The organism is Neisseria sp. P0014.S009 (assembly GCF_051958155.1).
In the GTDB taxonomy this organism is placed as follows: Bacteria; Pseudomonadota; Gammaproteobacteria; order Burkholderiales; family Neisseriaceae; genus Neisseria; species Neisseria flavescens_C.
Genome location: NZ_JBQCVS010000062.1, coordinates 1 through 387, shown reverse-complemented (window position 1 = coordinate 387; position 387 = coordinate 1). Strand labels below are relative to the sequence as shown.

The 387-nt window shown below is 51.9% G+C and carries 1 rRNA gene; it reads left to right on the top strand.

The features are described from left to right. Nucleotides 1-387 (top strand): 16S ribosomal RNA (locus ACTHS4_RS11665); the annotation flags it as partial.

The following is a 387-nucleotide window of genomic DNA, read 5'->3' as shown; positions in this document are numbered from 1 at the left end:
GTATAAGAGACAGCCTACGGGGGGCAGCAGTGGGGAATATTGGACAATGGGGGCAACCCTGATCCAGCGACGCCGCGTGTGTGAAGAAGGCCTGCGGGTTGTAAAGCACTTTTAGTGGGGATGAAAAGCCAAGGGTTAATACCCTTTGGTCTTGACCTAACCCAAAGAAAAAGCACCGGCTAACTCTGTGCCAGCAGCCGCGGTAATACAGAGGGTGCAAGCGTTAATCGGAATTACTGGGCGTAAAGCGCGCGTAGGTGGTTATGTAAGTTGGATGTGAAATCCCCGGGCTCAACCTGGGAACTGCATCCAAAACTGCATAGCTAGAGTACGGTAGAGGGTGGTGGAATTTCCTGTGTAGCGGTGAAATGCGTAGATATAGGAAGG